Genomic DNA, 14,540 nt, shown 5'->3' with positions numbered 1-14,540 from the left:
TGTCGTTTCTCCCGATAAATTACACAGCGCCTGGCTGTAAAAAGGATTGCTCAGTTGAGGGCTTATTTGGACGCAAAAGGAAGATGGAAATAAATGTGGTGCAGAACACCATAATGCCCATGATCAGATAAGACTGGGCAAAGCCAAATTTTTCGTAGCTAAAGCCCGCCAGTGGTGATAACACGGTGCCAATAACGGAGCTGGTGCAGGCAAATCCCACCAGATATATGGTGGAAGACAAACGCTTGTCGAAATTCAGGCTGTTATATTTAAATATTGCAACCAACAATATCGGCAACTCAACGGCATGCAGCAGTTTTGTAATTGAAATGAGCAACGGTCCTTCAACCAGTCCTGAGGCGATCATACGAAGCGCCATCACCATACCGGCGAAAATAAGGCCATTTTTGGCACCAATCCGGTTAACCAGCCACGGTGCACAAAACATCCCTGCCGCTTCCAGAAAAACCTGAAATGAATTTAAATAACCAAACATGGCATTTCCTTCCTTCAGGGTAGGAAACTGCGATGAAAAATAGACCGGGAATTGCTGATCGTAAACGCCATAAATACAGGTTCCGACCACGAAGAAAATAAGTGCCCAGAAACGAGGTAACATAAGTAGGCGCAAGGCATCTTCAAGGGAGACCTTTTTAGCCCCAATTTCCAGTTTCTCCATGCTCGCCGGTGCGGCAACTTTTAACCGGGCCAGCAGGCAGAAGAAGACCATGCCAGAACATGACGCCACTATAAAGTTAAGGTCAGGATTAATATTAAACAGCAGCCCGGCAAAAAACGTTGCGACGGCCCAACCCAGAGAGCCCCACATGCGAGCCCGTCCAAATTCAAAATTGCTTTGACGTGCAACACGTTCGGTATATGACTCCAGCACGCCGATTCCGCCGTTAAATGTCATGCCAATAAACAGACCACCAAAAATACTGCCCAGTAAGATATTGAGCTTGAGCAAATAGCTAAAACAGAGATAAGCGGGGGCGGAGAGGATCAGTAGTGCCGTAATAAACCACAGCAGGTTTTTACGCAGGCCAAGACGGTCCTGAATAAAACCGTAGAAAACCTGAGCGAACAGGGCAGAGACCGATAAGACGGAAAAGATAATACCTGTTTCAGACGCTTTTAATCCCACTTCCTGATGAAGCCATATAGAAAGAAGCGAGCTGGATGACGACCAGGTGACGAAGAAAAAGAACAGCAGGGCGCTGAGTAGCAAATAGTTGCGAGAAGATCGTTTTTTCATCTGAGCAATCTCATAGCGGATTATATGCCATGATGGTAACGTTAACATATTCCGTCCACACCGCTTTTTGGGTCGATATACGATGTTAATCACAAAAGTTAACGTTAACATTAGTCTTTTGAGATCTGTGTCAAATTTTTGTTCCAAATTCGCAAAATCACAGGCTCAATGCTTAGAATAATGAGTTCATTTTTATGGATAATCTTTATTGTGAAGGTTCGCTTACGCAACGAGGATTGAGGCGTGTTTATGCTAAACGGAAGGTTATGGCGTCTTTAAAAGATGTGGCCAAAATGGCCAATGTATCGTTAATGACCGTTTCTCGGGCACTGAATAACCCTGAACGCGTAAAGCCTGAGACGCTTGCGCGGGTACAGGCGGCGATTGTGCATCTGAACTACGTCCCCGATCTGTCAGCAAAACAGATCCGTAATGTCGGAACGAAAAATAAAACGATTGGCGTCCTCGCACTGGATACGGTAACCACACCCTTTTCGGTAGAAATTACGCTGTCAATTGAGGAGACTGCTCGCGCACACGGCTGGAACAGCTTCGTGGTGAATATGTTCTCTGATGATAATCCTGACGATATTGTCGATCTTCTCCTTGCGCACCGACCCGGGGGTATCATTTTCACTACCATGGGGCTGCGAGAAGTGCGCGTCCCGCCAAAATTGCTTACGCATCCCTGCGTGCTGGCAAACTGTGAAAATAAAGGGGAGCCGGTTGCCTGTTATATCCCTGACGATGAAAAGGGGCAATATACTGCAGTACAGGCATTGCTGGCTGCAGGGTATCGTCGGCCAATTTGTCTGCATCTGCCCGCCAATCACCTGGCAACTTCCCGTCGCAGAAAAGGGCTGGAGCGCGCCTGTCGCGAGGCAGGCATTGATCCCGATACGCTGGATCATTGTTATATGCAATTTGGCGATGAACACTATCGTGATATTCCTGACATTCTGTTAGCGCATATTCATGAGGGGAAACCCCAGTTTGATTCGGTTATTTGCGGTAACGACCGTATTGCCTTTATGGTGTATCAGACCCTTTTGGCAAAAGGGATACGTATCCCGCAAGATATCGGGGTTATTGGCTACGATAACCTTGTAGGGATTGGCAACCTGTTTTTGCCTCCTTTATCAACGGTACAATTACCGCATTATGAAATTGGTCGGCTGAGTACATTGCACATCATTAATGGTGATGACAGCAACGAAAGGGTACTGGTTGATAGTCCCTGGTTAGCACGAGAGTCCTTTTGAGAAGTAATGAACAGGAAATCCTCACTCCTCACACGCTGCCTTTTCGTCAGAGAGGGCGTTGTGTGGGGATGAATATCGTGAGTTCAGGGGGGCAAAGCAATGCTATTCTCGCTCAAGGGTGACGCGGCTCCTTTTATAGAGCTGTAGTACGATTGCGAGCCTGAATCTCACTTACGGCTGTTTTTTATCTCTTGATGTTCACCGTAAATATTTGCTTACCTTAATATTCTTCATCACATCTGGTGGATTAAGAAACATAAGTCATAAATACATAGGTGCTGTCAGTATTCGCGTTTTTACCTGCCAGTACACAACTGCAAAGCGGTATATCTCAGGTCAATTAAGGATATCTTTTGATGTTCAGCCGTTTTATAACCCACCCGGCCTCTCTCTTTTTGTCATTGGTCGTGTCCCTTATCAGTTTCCCCGGGCACACTGAATCTTTAACGGACACCGCTGAACACCAGCAAATTGACGGGCTTATCAGGGAACCTCTGACGCTATCCGTCACATTAAGCAATGGTCAGCCTGCGGTACTTGATGCGTTTGTTACCCGGCCCGCGGGTAATAAGCCTTTGCCGGTGGTGTTAATCACGAATGGAACGACAGGGACAGCCGAATTCGATCGCTGGACGCTGAACCCAAACCGATACGCCTCAACAGCTATCGCATTTGCGCGCCACGGATATGCTGCTGTGGTTGTGTTGCGGCAGGGATATGGCCAGTCCAGTGGCGCGGCAGAATATACAGGGCACTCGTGCATGCAACCCTTTCATCTGCAAGCCGGAGAACAGGACGTCCAAAATATGGTTGCGGCGCTTGGCGCTGTGCGTCGCAATTCATGGGCATCCGTTGATAACGCGATGCTGGTCGGCATGTCGGCGGGTGGATTTGCCGTTATCGCAACTGGCGCAACAAACCCGCCCGGCGTGAAGGCAATTATTAATTTTGATGGCGGCAGAGGCGCGATAGACGGGAAATCCCTTTGTGATAAGACGGGGCTGATGAAAGCGTACGCACAATACGGAAAAACCGCGACGATCCCTTCGTTGTGGCTGTACGCGCAAAATGATAAATCGTTTTCTCCCGAGATGGGCAAAGCGATGTTTGACGCCTATCAGCAGGGCAAAAAAACCGCTCAATTTGTCGTCATGCCTCCCTATGGAAAGGATGGACATGTTTTCATGGATTCCGCGCCGGAAAGTTTCTGGTGGCAAACCGTCGCCGCTTTTCTTGAACAGCACCATCAACCACTCCAGGAAATAGCCGCGCTGCCGGTTGTTCACCTCGTTGATCCGCCCGCGTTGAATGTGGCCGGGAAAAAAGCCTTCGCCGACTACCAAACCACGCAGCGATATGAAAAAGCATTTGCCAGCGATCCGCAGGGGGACTGGGGAGCGGCTTATTGGGCCAGAAATAGCGACGAAGCGGCCGCAACAGCCCTTAAGATCTGCTCAAGCCAACAACGCAGCGGCGCGCCGACATGTACGCTCTACGCAATAAACAATCATTATGCGTCGAAGGTCAGCCCCTGAAAGAGGCGCGTGCAGCGGGCAGGGCATTGTATTGCCGGGCGAGGGTATCCGCTTCGTATCCCGTGAGATAGCAAGGAACAATCGCGGGGGAAGGTAAATGTAACGCACCCGCTCCCGCATATGGCTTCCCGGCATCAGAAGCGGTCGTCGCTCTGTTTCCTCTGGTTATGACTGATGAGCAGGAATTCGGGCAATCACTTTAATTTCAAAATCGAATCCTGCAAGCCAGTTGACGCCAACAGCAGTCCAGTTTGGATAAGGGGGATGCGGAAAAACAGACTGCTTAACCTGCATAATGGCGGGAAATTGATGTTCGGGATCGGTATGAAAGGTCGTGACATCAATCAAATCATCAAAGGTACATCCAGCAGCATCAAGCACCGCTTTCAGGTTATCGAAGGCAAGACGGACTTGAGCGGCAAAATCGGGTTCTGGCGTGCCATCTGCCCGGCTTCCGACCTGACCAGAAACAAACAGCAAGTCGCCAGAACGGATCGCGGCGGAATAACCGTGTTCATGATAAAGAGCATGGCGATGAGCAGGAAAAACAGGTTCGCGTTGAATCACAGGGTTTCCTCTTTTCAAATAGAGAGCACAGGTGGAGCAATCAAGGACGGAATGATTTAACATACGTGATGTATGTGTAATAATTATCACATACATCACGTATGTCAAGTGAGATACGCGATGTATGTCAAAAAGGAGAGGGTATGGCTATTAACCGCCGAATCGAGGCGATGGAAGAAAATCGCGCAAAAATGATTTCAGCCGCGCGTAAGGCCTTTGCAGAAAAAGGTTTTGCTAATGCATCAATGGATGAATTGACCGCAAGTGTGGGTCTGACACGCGGTGCGCTTTATCACACCTTTGGTGATAAAAAGGGGTTACTTGCCGCGGTCGTCACCCAGATAGATAGCGAAATGGCTCAGCGCGCGAAAGCGGCCGCCGAAACAGCCAGCGATGACTGGGAGAGATTGCTGGCCGAAGGTATTGCCTACATTCAGATGGCGCTGGACCCCGAAGTGAGGCGTATTGTCCTGCTTGACGGCCCGGCTTTTCTGGGCGATCCCGCTCAATGGCCTAGCCAGAACAGCTGTCTTGAATCCACCCGACAAACCCTGACAAGCATGATTGAACGCCAGGTCGTCAAAGAGATGGATGCAGCGGCCGCGGCGCATTTGTTGAACGGCGCGGCGCTCAATGCTGCACTGTTGATAGCTGCGAGCGACGCGCCGCAAAAGAGACTGCCAGAGGTTATTAAGGTATTCACACTGCTTGCCAGTGGGTTACGTAATCATTCAGGCGAATCGCAGTAAGATCGCTGCGGGATGCGGCTGGCCGGATCTGAGGCGCGCCGGATGAGACGGAGACTTAATCCGGCACCCGTGGCGAGACATACCGCCATCGCCAGAAGCGCGACAATAAAGGCATGGGTGATATTTGCGCTGCTTTTATCGTTGTCGAGCATGCTGTAAAAAATGCCGCCGATGACGGCGACGCTCAGCGCAGTGCTGATTTGTAATGTCGAGCTGGTCACGCCGGCAATTGTTCGCTCATGACAGACCTGACGGCTCTCCTTACTGCCTGCTCTGTACAAAAGGCGGCTGACACATCAGTTTTTGAGCCTTTCTGAATATTGCGATATGTCATCGCACAATTCTTGTAACTCGTTGATTAGCCTTGCAACATGGAAACCATCACACACGGCATGGTGTACCTGGACAGCGAGAGGCAACAGCACTTTTTCCCCTTGTTTATCGTATTTTCCAAGGGTGAACATCGGGGCAAAAAAATTATCCATGTGCGCAATGTTGATATTAAAACTGGTAAAACTTACCCAGGGGTTAGCTGAGACGAAAAATATATTTTCCCGCGATTCTTCCTTAGGGAGATAGGAAAGGTTATGACGATACTGTGCGACGTCTTCTGAAAAAACCTTCAGGAAGTGTTGAATATTACCATCGTAGTGACTCCATAATGACGAAAAAGTCTCCGTTTCATCATGGAAAATCGTATAGGCGGGATGGCTATCATTCCATATGACAAGCTCATTGTTCTTTATGGCCATACGGAATTCTGCATGCCTGTTGACTATTTTAGCAAGAAGGAAAATTATCGTAGGGTAGAATTTCCAGCCGACACCCTGTATATGTTTTAGTAGCGCGGTAATATCTATTTGTACCGTTTGGCTAAATGTACACTGCGCGAAGCCCTGAAATGCCTCGTAATGTTCTTTCCTTGCCCACCGTGATAAGTCGACAGTTGTATATTCTGGGGTTGTGTTTTTCATTTTTATCCTTTGATTACCCATTATATTTCAAAGGCTAGCCTAAGATTTTTTTATCCATTAATCAAGCTTGCCGGTCTCTGAGAGTGAGTTAGCGCACGCATGTATTGTGGGTCGTGTATTCTCATCCAAGGAAAAAGAATATTAAGTTTTCAATATGCCCGATAATGAAAATAGATTATGGATTTGCAGATATTTTTCTTTATACGACAGTGTCGCAGAATATCCGCCGATCGCTCAATGCAGACGCCCCCGGTATATTCAGCCATGCCGACATTCTTAATGCGAAGAAACAAAAACCGATGCTTGTTGCGCTGGCGGCACGGCGAAATGACGCTGCATGCGTTTTATCTCCTCAGCCGGAGGCAAACCAAACAGGCGTTTAAATTCGCGATTGAATTGTGACGGACTTTCATAGCCGACGGCATAACTCGCGGCCGCGGCGGTAATATGTTGACGCACCATTAACATACGCGCCTGGTGCAGGCGTACCGATTTTACATATTGCATTGGCGGTATACGGGTTATCGCTTTGAAATGGCTATGGAATGTTGGCACACTCATTCCGGCTTCCGTCGCCAGTTGTGCCAGCGTTAACGGCTCGGCGTAGGTAGCATGAATGCGCCGTAGCACTTTGCCGATTTTGCCGAACTGTCCTTGTAAGGCCAGCGCGGCGCGCATTGCATTGCCCTGTGCGCCCGTTAACACGCGGAAATAGAGCTCACGTAACCGCCCGGGCCCGAGGATCTCAGCCTCAAATGGATTATTCAGGACCTCAAGCAGACGCAGAACGGCCGTTTTTACCGCGTCGTCCATCGGGCTCGACATCATACTTTGCGGCGCAGCGGGAAGATGCGGGTTGTCATGCTGTTCGATCTGCAACATCAGTTCAGCGGCAAGTTGAAAATCCAGATGTATATAAATCGCCAGCAACGGATGTGCTGGCGAAGCGTCGGTTTCCATGACAAACGGGACCGGCACCGAAACTGCCAGGTAATGTTGCTCATCATATAAATAGGTCTGCTGCCCGAAAAAACCGCGCTTGCTGCCCTGACAGACAATCACAATCCCCGGATCGTAAAGCACGGGCGTTCTGGAAAGCGGGCGATCGGCGCGCAAAATTCGCACATCAGGCAACGCAGTCAGGTTGTAACCCTCCTGCACTGCAAGGGCGTTCATTAAGGTGAGCATCCTGGACATCATCGCCCCTCATAAGATCAGGCAAGGAAAAGAGAAAATATGGCCTAAAAATGCCGCATGACAGAGAATACCATGCAAACTCCACTGTTCATGGAGTTCTTTTTATGGCATTTGCAAAAACCATTTTAATCACTGGCGTCAGCAGCGGCTTTGGTCGTGCGCTGGCGCAGGAAGCCCTCGCCGCAGGCCATCGGGTTATTGGGACTGTGCGCAACCGTGAAGCAAAGCAGACTTTCGAAGCATGTGATGCCGAGCGGGCTTTTGGGCGCCTGCTTGATGTCACGGACTTTGCGCGTATTGATGAGGTGGTTGCGGAGATCGAAGCCACCGTTGGTCCGGTTGATATCCTTGTGAACAACGCGGGGTACGGTCATGAAGGGATACTGGAAGAGTCCTCTCTCGAAGAGATGCGCCGGCAGTTTGACGTGAATGTGTTCGGCGCAGTGGCGATGATCAAAGCGGTGCTACCCGGCATGCGCCAGAGACGTCGCGGTCATATTATTAATATCACCTCGATGGGCGGTTTTATTACCATGCCCGGCATCAGTTATTACTGCGGCAGCAAATTTGCGCTGGAAGGGATATCAGAAACGTTAAGCAAGGAGCTTGCCCCGTTCAATATTTATGTCACCGCTGTAGCGCCGGGCTCGTTTCGTACCGACTGGGCCGGCCGCTCAATGGTCCGCAGCGCTCGCTGCATTGCGGACTATGATGCCTCATTCAAGCCAATTCGTCAGGCCCGTCAGGAAAAAAGCGGTAAGCAACCAGGCGACCCTGTGAAAGCCGCACACGCCATTCTGGCATTAATTGAAAGTGAAACCCCGCCCACGCATTTGTTATTAGGCAGTGATGCATTACGTTTAGTGCGGCAAAAACTCGCGGCCCTGGATAAAGAAATAGAACAATGGGAAAAAGTCACTCGCTCAACAGATGGTTGATGAAGATCTGCTACAGCGTACAGGAGTTGGACAATGATGGCCGGTTATATAACCGGCCATTTCGCGCGGGTAGGGCGCGTTGATCTTACCTTTACTCCTGACTACAGTGGTGAGCGCGCAATTATCCTAAAGAATGTTCACATTTAGCCGTTAATTAACCCTGGAATGAAGCAAGTTCGTTAAGAACAGACACAAAAAGGATGAATAATGACGGCGGCCCCTTTCAAATGGACGTGCTTAACCTGTGATAAGGAAATTGCGCAACATCTTGAATATTGTGAAGAATGTGAGGAAAAACGATACAGGAAAATTGGCGGTCTGTTGTTTCTGCCACTCCTCAATATGTTGCTAATGGCCTGGGATTATTTCACTTCTCTGGTCGTAACGTTAAAACTTGCTATGAATTCGCTCGGTCATATACCTGTTTATCAGACGTCCTGGCTTTTTATTGCCGTGGGGATTAACCTGATTTTACTGCTGCTGGTTATCTATGTTGTGTCTCTTTTTCTGCGTAAAAAGAAAGCGTTACCAATGGCATATAGTGTATTACTAATCACCAGTATCGCGATCATGCTGATTGACCGGGTCATCGCTTCATACTTATTTGCGCCTCTTGCGCTGAACTTCGCCCTTATTATGCCTATTGTCAGGTATATAATTTACGCTTGCATCTGGATACCTTATTTCCGTTGTTCTGTTCGGGTTAAAAAGACGTTCGTTTGGTAGCATCATATATCCTTCGTGTCCGGACACATATATGGCGCATGAAATGAACGTTTCGTGCTTCAAATACCTCAGGTCAGGGATGGAAAGTTTTTGCTCTGTAACAGTTGCACGCAAGACGCCTTCGGGGACTCCCGGTGGATCAGGGAGTTAGCTGACGCTGGACAGCGTTTGCGACACCAGGTGGAAACTCTTTTTTACGAGTCAGGTCACTCGTTGATTGCTTCAAAAAAATTGCTGTATTTGTTATATTATTGCTCATTGGTTATTCACCTCTGCGGTGCCAAAAAGAACAAGATTCACCGCGACCCAGGACAATAAAATGTTAGATTACCGCTTCCCGACAGCTTTGCAGATGGTTCTCAGCGTAGCGATGGCGGAGCAATCAGGTGAACGTTCGACGAGTGCGATTCTGGCCTACGGTCTGGAAGCGAATCCGAGCTTTATCCGCAAATTGATGGTGCCTCTCACGCGTGACGGCATTATCGTCTCAACCCTTGGCCGCAACGGCTCTATTCATCTTGGTCGTCCGCCCGAACAGATAACCCTGCGCGATATCTACCTGTCTGTGATAGAAGATAAAAAACTTTGGGCGTCGAGACCTGATGTGCCAGCGCGCTGCGTGGTCAGCGCCAATGCGTGCTGGTACTTTAAATCTATCGCCGATGAAGCAGAACAGGCCTCATTAGAGGTGTTAGCTCGCCATACCGTGGCAAGCGCGCTGGAAAAGGTCAAAAAAGCGGATACCAGTGGGTGTGACCCGGTGCCTGAAATTGAGGTCCGGTGTAAAAAAGCGCTTTAACGCTTTTCTTATTGCGAAAAAAACCGCCTTCACTGTGAAGGCGGTTTTTTGTTATCTGCAACAACCTACGCAGGCAACACGTCGTTTACCGATTTGCCGCGCGTAACCAGTTTACGTAGCGTAACGTAAAATACCGGCGTCAGGAACAGACCAAACAGCGTCACGCCCAGCATACCGGAGAACACGGTGATCCCGGTGACACCGCGAACTTCTGCCCCCGCGCCGTGGCCGAGGATCAGTGGAATGGTCCCGGCGATAAAGGCGATGGAGGTCATGACAATCGGGCGTAAACGCAGGCGGCAGGCCTCAAGCGCGGCTTCCATGATCCCTTTGCCCTGAATTTCCAGTTCGCGGGCAAACTCGACGATAAGAATCGCGTTTTTACACGCCAGCCCCATGAGAACCACCAGACCCACCTGTACGAACACGTTGTTATCGCCGCCGGTCAGCCAGACGCCAAACAGCGCGGAGAGCATCGTCATCGGCACAATAAGGATCACCGCCAGCGGCAGCGTCCAGCTTTCATACAGCGCCGCCAGCACCAGGAAAGCCAGCAGAACCGCGACCGGGAAGACAATCAGCGCCGTATTCCCCTGAGTGGCCTGCTGGAAGCTCAGATCCGTCCATTCAATATTCATCCCGTTCGGCAGGATCTGCTTAGACATCGCATCCAGTTGCGTCATCGCCTGCGCGGAGGAGAGTACGCGAGGATCGGCATCGCCAATGAGATCCGCCGCCGGATAACCATTGTAACGAATCACCGGGTCCGGCCCGTAGGTGGTATGGATATTCACCATACTGCCGATGGGCACCATTTCACCCTGATTATTACGGGTGCGCAGATTAGCAATATCCTCCACGCTTTCACGGTACGGCCCATCTGCCTGCGCCATCACGCGCCAGGTACGCCCGAACTGGTTGAAGTCATTCACATAAGACGAGCCAAGATAGGTTTGCAGCGTACCGAACAGATCGGTCAGCGACACGCCCTGCGCTTTCGCCTTGTCACGGTCAACCTGCACATCCAGTTGCGGAACATTCGCCTGGTAGGTAGAGATCGGGAAATGCATCCCTGGCGTCTGCATAATCGCACCTGACATCGTATTCACCGCATTTTGCAGTGCGCCATAGCCAAGACCTGCGCGATCCTGAATATACAGTGAATAGCCTGAACCCTGACCCAGCCCTAAAATCGGCGGCGGCAAAATGGAGAAGCCGAAGCCTTGCTGGATTTGGGCGATTTTCGCATTGATCTCAGCGTTAATTTCCGCCGCGGAGTGTTTACGCTGATCGAATGGTTTCAGACCAAAAAAGACCGTCCCGGTATTTGGCGTATTGGTGAACTGCAACGCATTAAGCCCCGGGAAAGCGACCGCATAATCCACGCCTTCGGTATTCATCCCGATTTCGCTCATTTTGCGGATCACCGCATCGGTACGTTCCAGCGAAGAGCCTTCCGGCATTTTCACGCCGCCAATTAAATAGAGCTTATCCTGGGTCGGAATAAATCCGCCGGGGACGGCTTTAAACATGACGCCAGCGGCACAGAGCAACAGCACGTAGACCAAAAACACTGCGCCGCGTCGTCCGAGCGTTTTCCCCACAAGTCCCTGATAGCCGTCAGAGCTACGGTGGAAAAAGCGGTTGAACGGACGGAAAAGCCAGCCGAACAGGCGATCAATAAGCCGGGTTGGGAAGTCTTTCGGGGCACCGTGCGGTTTTAACAGCAGGGCAGCCAGAGCAGGGGAGAGCGTCAGCGAGTTGATGGCGGAGATCACCGTCGAAATCGCGATCGTCACCGCAAACTGTTTGTAGAACTGACCGGTAACCCCGGAGAGGAACGCCATCGGCACAAACACCGCGCACAGCACCAGTGCAATCGCGATAATCGGCCCGGATACCTCACGCATCGCCTGATGCGCTGCCGCAAGCGGAGCGAGTCCCTCTTCGATATTTCGCTCAACGTTTTCCACCACTACGATGGCGTCGTCCACCACGATACCGATAGCCAGCACCAGCCCGAACAAACTCAGGGTATTTAGCGAGAAGCCAAGCAGGTAGAGAATACTGAAGGTGCCCACGACCGATACCGGCACCGCGATCAGTGGAATGATCGACGCGCGCCAGGTTTGCAGGAACAGAATCACCACCAGCACCACCAGTACCACCGCTTCCAGCAGGGTTTGTACGACCGCGCGAATGGAATCGCGAACGAAAACCGTCGGATCGTAAGGTGCCGCCCATTGCATATTTTCCGGGAAGCGCTTAGACAGTTCGTCCATTTTGGCGCGCACCGCGTTAGACAAATCAATCGCGTTTGCCCCCGGCGACTGGAAGATACCAATCCCGACCGCGTCTTTATTGTTGAGCTGGGAGCGCAGCGCATAGCTGCCGGAGCCCATTTCGATACGCGCCACGTCGCGCAGGCGTACCAGCGAGCCGTCTTGCGCCGTTTTCAGAATTATATTGCCAAACTCTTCTTCCGTATGCAGACGCCCTTGGGCGTTAATGGAGATCAGGAAATCACTCTCTTTCGGCAGCGGCTCGGCGCCAAGCTGGCCAGCGGAGACCTGGACGTTTTGCTCCTGCATCGCCGTCACCACATCCGAAGCCGTTAACCCGCGTGCCGCCACTTTATTCGGATCCAGCCAGATACGCATCGCGTATTCGCCCGAACCAAAAATCTGGATCTGGCCGACGCCGGGCAGACGCGCCAGTTCATCCTTCACTTTGAGGGTGGCGTAGTTACGCATATACAGTGAGTCGTATTTACCGTTGGGCGAAAACAGATGCACCACCAACGTCAACGTCGGCGACTGTTTCTGGGTAGTGATACCCAGACGCCGCACATCTTCCGGCAAACGCGCTTCGGCCTGCGATACGCGGTTTTGTACCTGAACCTGCGCTTGATCCGGATCGGTACCCGGACGGAAAGTGACAGTCGTCACCAGTACGCCATCAGAGCCGGCGACAGATTTCATGTACATCATGTTTTCAACGCCGTTGATGGCTTCTTCCAGCGGCGTTGCCACAGTCTCGGCAATGACTTTCGGGTTGGCGCCGGGATACTCCGCGCGCACCTGCACGCTCGGCGGCACGACGTCAGGATATTCGCTGACCGGCAAAAGCGGGATAGCGATTAACCCAGTGATGAAAATCAGAATCGACAGCACTGCGGCAAAAATCGGCCTGTCGATGAAAAAACGGGAAAAGTCCATGTGTCGGATTCTCAGATAAGGGATCAGTTGAGGGCAGTGCTGGTGGTCATGGCAACGGTTTTCGCGTTAACCGGCATCCCCGGCATAAACACTTTTTGTAAACCGTCGACGATGACTTTATCGCCAGGCTTGAGCCCCTGCTGCACGATGCGTAGACCCTCTGCCAGACGCCCGGGAGTAATATCGCGACGCTGCGCCTTTCCTTCTTTATCAACGATATAAACATATTTGCGATCCTGATCGGTCAGCACCGCTTTGTCGTCGATAAGGGTGGCCTGGAATTCAGCGCTGCCCGGCAGGCGGACGCGGGCAAAAAGACCTGGCGTGAACTGACGCTGTGCGTTATCCAGCAGCGCGCGCATACGGATAGTGCCGGTACTCGGCGTTAACTGATTATCCAGGAAATCCACTTTGCCCTGATGGGGGTAGCCTTCCTCGCCGGTAAGGCCAATCTCAACCGGTAGAGCCAGGTGATTATTTGACGCGCCTTGCCCGCTGCGGGCGAGATTTTGATAGTGGAGATAGGTCGACTCATCGACATCAAAATAGACGTAAACCGTCTTTTGCGAGACCAGCGTAGTAAGTACGCTGGCGCTGTCGCCCGCGGTGACCAGATTACCGCTGGTGATCAACGCCCGACTGGCGCGGCCATCGATCGGCGCAGTCACTTTGGTGAAATCAAGATTAAGTTGTGCGGTGTCAACCGCCGCCTGCGCTGCGCGAATGTCGGCCTGCGCCTGGGAGGCGGCCGAACGACGCTGCTCCCATTCTTCACGGGATACGAGGTTGGTATTGATGAGTTTATCGGTACGGTTAGCCTCACTTTGCGCCAGGCTTGCCTGCGTTTTAGCCCTTGCCAGCGTCGCTTGCGCCTGTTCCAGCGCAGCGCGATAGGTTCTGTCATCAATAGTGAACAGCACCTCGCCCTTTTTCACTTCCTGGCCCTCGGTGTAATTCACTTTGTCAATGTAACCCGAGACGCGGGGGCGTAACTGAACGCTTTCCACCGCTTCAATCCGACCATTAAAGCTATCCCACTGGCTAATGGATTTCACCACCACATCCGCAGCGCTGACGGCGGGTGCCTGTGGCGCCGCGTTTTGCGCGACGCTGTTATCGCACCCAACGAGCAGTACGGAGAGCATCATCGCGCCCAGCGCGTTCAGATGAAAGTTACCCCAATGTTTTTGCAGGCTCATTATTTTTATTCCGGTAATTGTAGCCGCCGGGCAAGACGCAGCGGGAGACGCTGCGCCACTTCCTTTGTCCGGGCTGGCTTAAGGCCATTTGTGCCGTTCATCGCCACAAAACTGTAAC

At 51.3% G+C, this 14,540-nt stretch carries 12 protein-coding genes and 1 pseudogene; 6 read left to right on the top strand and 7 right to left on the bottom strand.

The features are described from left to right. Positions 1-19: 19 nt before the first annotated feature. Positions 20-1,258, bottom strand: a complete 1,239-nt coding sequence (locus tag AB182_RS14610; protein ID WP_047373308.1) for an MFS transporter — start codon at positions 1,256-1,258, stop codon at positions 20-22. 266 nt (positions 1,259-1,524) lie between these two features. Between AB182_RS14610 and AB182_RS14605 the strand changes: the two genes are divergently transcribed. Further along, entirely contained in the window at positions 1,525-2,520 is a 996-nt protein-coding gene (locus AB182_RS14605) for a LacI family DNA-binding transcriptional regulator (RefSeq protein ID WP_047370736.1), read from the top strand. A 356-nt stretch (positions 2,521-2,876) separates the two neighbouring features. Continuing rightward, the gene (locus AB182_RS14600; RefSeq protein ID WP_047370735.1) at positions 2,877-4,055 is read left to right on the top strand and encodes a dienelactone hydrolase family protein; all 1,179 of its coding nucleotides are present in this window, start codon (positions 2,877-2,879) and stop codon (positions 4,053-4,055) included. A 165-nt stretch (positions 4,056-4,220) separates the two neighbouring features. Here the strand turns inward: AB182_RS14600 and AB182_RS14595 are convergent, their stop codons facing one another. After that, positions 4,221-4,622 carry a RidA family protein gene (locus AB182_RS14595; RefSeq protein WP_047370734.1) on the bottom strand — a complete coding sequence of 134 codons (402 nt, stop codon included), beginning with the start codon at positions 4,620-4,622 and terminating at the stop codon, positions 4,221-4,223. Between the two features lie 143 nt (positions 4,623-4,765). Here AB182_RS14595 and AB182_RS14590 point away from each other — a divergent pair, with 143 nt between their 5' ends. Further along, positions 4,766-5,371: a TetR/AcrR family transcriptional regulator gene (locus AB182_RS14590; protein WP_047370733.1), complete on the top strand. Its 606-nt coding sequence runs from the start codon at positions 4,766-4,768 to the stop codon at positions 5,369-5,371. Here the strand turns inward: AB182_RS14590 and AB182_RS14585 are convergent. The 3 genes and pseudogenes from AB182_RS14585 to AB182_RS14575 all read right to left on the bottom strand — a co-directional run. Continuing rightward, positions 5,350-5,601, bottom strand: a pseudogene (locus tag AB182_RS14585) (hypothetical protein); the annotation flags it as partial. The gene AB182_RS14590 and the pseudogene AB182_RS14585 overlap by 22 nt on opposite strands. Positions 5,602-5,667: 66 nt before the next feature. Continuing rightward, a complete protein-coding gene (gene catA, locus AB182_RS14580) occupies positions 5,668-6,345 on the bottom strand; it encodes a type A chloramphenicol O-acetyltransferase (protein ID WP_047370731.1) in 678 nt (225 codons plus the stop codon). A gap of 276 nt (positions 6,346-6,621) precedes the next feature. After that, entirely contained in the window at positions 6,622-7,542 is a 921-nt protein-coding gene (locus tag AB182_RS14575; RefSeq protein ID WP_047370730.1) for an AraC family transcriptional regulator, read from the bottom strand. A 104-nt stretch (positions 7,543-7,646) separates the two neighbouring features. On the opposite strand from AB182_RS14575, the gene AB182_RS14570 reads away from it, so the two are divergent. The 3 genes from AB182_RS14570 to AB182_RS14555 all read left to right on the top strand — a co-directional run bounded on the left by AB182_RS14570 (position 7,647) and on the right by AB182_RS14555 (position 10,005). Beyond that, positions 7,647-8,480, top strand: a complete 834-nt coding sequence (locus AB182_RS14570; protein WP_047370729.1) for an oxidoreductase — start codon at positions 7,647-7,649, stop codon at positions 8,478-8,480. A gap of 207 nt (positions 8,481-8,687) precedes the next feature. Beyond that, a complete protein-coding gene (locus AB182_RS14565; RefSeq protein WP_047370728.1) occupies positions 8,688-9,206 on the top strand; it encodes a DUF2569 family protein in 519 nt (172 codons plus the stop codon). A 319-nt stretch (positions 9,207-9,525) separates the two neighbouring features. Then, positions 9,526-10,005 (top strand): RrF2 family transcriptional regulator, encoded by a 480-nt coding sequence (locus AB182_RS14555; protein WP_047370726.1) that lies wholly within the window; start codon positions 9,526-9,528, stop codon positions 10,003-10,005. Between the two features lie 65 nt (positions 10,006-10,070). Here the strand turns inward: AB182_RS14555 and oqxB are convergent, their stop codons facing one another. Further along, positions 10,071-13,223: a multidrug efflux RND transporter permease subunit OqxB gene (gene oqxB, locus AB182_RS14550; RefSeq protein WP_047370725.1), complete on the bottom strand. Its 3,153-nt coding sequence runs from the start codon at positions 13,221-13,223 to the stop codon at positions 10,071-10,073. 23 nt (positions 13,224-13,246) lie between these two features. Then, positions 13,247-14,422, bottom strand: coding sequence for an efflux RND transporter periplasmic adaptor subunit (locus AB182_RS14545; protein ID WP_047370724.1), 1,176 nt, complete (start codon positions 14,420-14,422; stop codon positions 13,247-13,249). Positions 14,423-14,540 lie beyond the last annotated feature (118 nt).

The sequence above is a fragment of the Phytobacter ursingii genome (assembly GCF_001022135.1).
Classification (GTDB): domain Bacteria; phylum Pseudomonadota; class Gammaproteobacteria; order Enterobacterales; family Enterobacteriaceae; genus Phytobacter; species Phytobacter ursingii.
This window is presented reverse-complemented; position numbering and strand designations above follow the sequence as displayed.

What these genes read in the sequence shown, in the direction of transcription:
- AB182_RS14610 (WP_047373308.1), bottom strand. Translation starts at nt 1,258, where the DNA reads ATGAAAAAACGATCTTCTCGCAACTATTTGCTACTCAGCGCCCTGCTG.
- AB182_RS14575 (WP_047370730.1), bottom strand. Translation starts at nt 7,542, where the DNA reads ATGTCCAGGATGCTCACCTTAATGAACGCCCTTGCAGTGCAGGAGGGT.
- AB182_RS14545 (WP_047370724.1), bottom strand. Translation starts at nt 14,422, where the DNA reads ATGAGCCTGCAAAAACATTGGGGTAACTTTCATCTGAACGCGCTGGGC.
- AB182_RS14570 (WP_047370729.1), top strand. Translation starts at nt 7,647, where the DNA reads ATGGCATTTGCAAAAACCATTTTAATCACTGGCGTCAGCAGCGGCTTT.
- AB182_RS14565 (WP_047370728.1), top strand. Translation starts at nt 8,688, where the DNA reads ATGACGGCGGCCCCTTTCAAATGGACGTGCTTAACCTGTGATAAGGAA.
- AB182_RS14555 (WP_047370726.1), top strand. Translation starts at nt 9,526, where the DNA reads ATGTTAGATTACCGCTTCCCGACAGCTTTGCAGATGGTTCTCAGCGTA.
- catA (WP_047370731.1), bottom strand. Translation starts at nt 6,345, where the DNA reads ATGAAAAACACAACCCCAGAATATACAACTGTCGACTTATCACGGTGG.
- AB182_RS14605 (WP_047370736.1), top strand. Translation starts at nt 1,525, where the DNA reads ATGGCGTCTTTAAAAGATGTGGCCAAAATGGCCAATGTATCGTTAATG.
- oqxB (WP_047370725.1), bottom strand. Translation starts at nt 13,223, where the DNA reads ATGGACTTTTCCCGTTTTTTCATCGACAGGCCGATTTTTGCCGCAGTG.
- AB182_RS14600 (WP_047370735.1), top strand. Translation starts at nt 2,877, where the DNA reads ATGTTCAGCCGTTTTATAACCCACCCGGCCTCTCTCTTTTTGTCATTG.
- AB182_RS14590 (WP_047370733.1), top strand. Translation starts at nt 4,766, where the DNA reads ATGGCTATTAACCGCCGAATCGAGGCGATGGAAGAAAATCGCGCAAAA.